Below are 380 nucleotides of genomic sequence, written 5' to 3'. Positions count from 1 at the left end.
GTCTTCATCTACGGCTCGAAGGAAGACCACATCGTGCCCTGGCCGGCCGCGTTCGCCTCGATGAACCTGCTCAATCCAAAGAAGGCCAAGGCCAACCGTTTCGTGCTGGGCGCATCGGGCCACATCGCCGGCGTGATCAACCCGGCGTCCAAGGGCAAGCGCAGCTACTGGGTGAATGGAAAAGGCGGCGACAAGAACGGCCGCGGCCGCCCGCGTACGCCGGAGGAGTGGTTCGCCGGCGCCGTCGAGCACAAGGGCAGCTGGTGGCCGGAATGGGCGCGCTTCCTGGCGGAAAACGGCGGCAAGGAGGTGCCGGCCCCGAGCCAGGCGGGCAACGGCCAGTACCTGCCGTCCGAGCCGGCGCCGGGACGCTACGTCAA

At 68.2% G+C, this 380-nt stretch carries 1 pseudogene; it reads left to right on the top strand.

The features are described from left to right. Window positions 1-380 (top strand): annotated as a pseudogene (locus KVT32_RS29040) (class I poly(R)-hydroxyalkanoic acid synthase); the annotation flags it as partial.

The organism is Achromobacter sp. GbtcB20 (assembly GCF_019091095.1).
In the GTDB taxonomy this organism is placed as follows: Bacteria; Pseudomonadota; Gammaproteobacteria; order Burkholderiales; family Burkholderiaceae_B; genus Achromobacter; species Achromobacter mucicolens.
The sequence above is the reverse complement of the archived record's forward strand: the minus strand, read 5'-3'. Positions and strand labels throughout refer to the sequence as shown.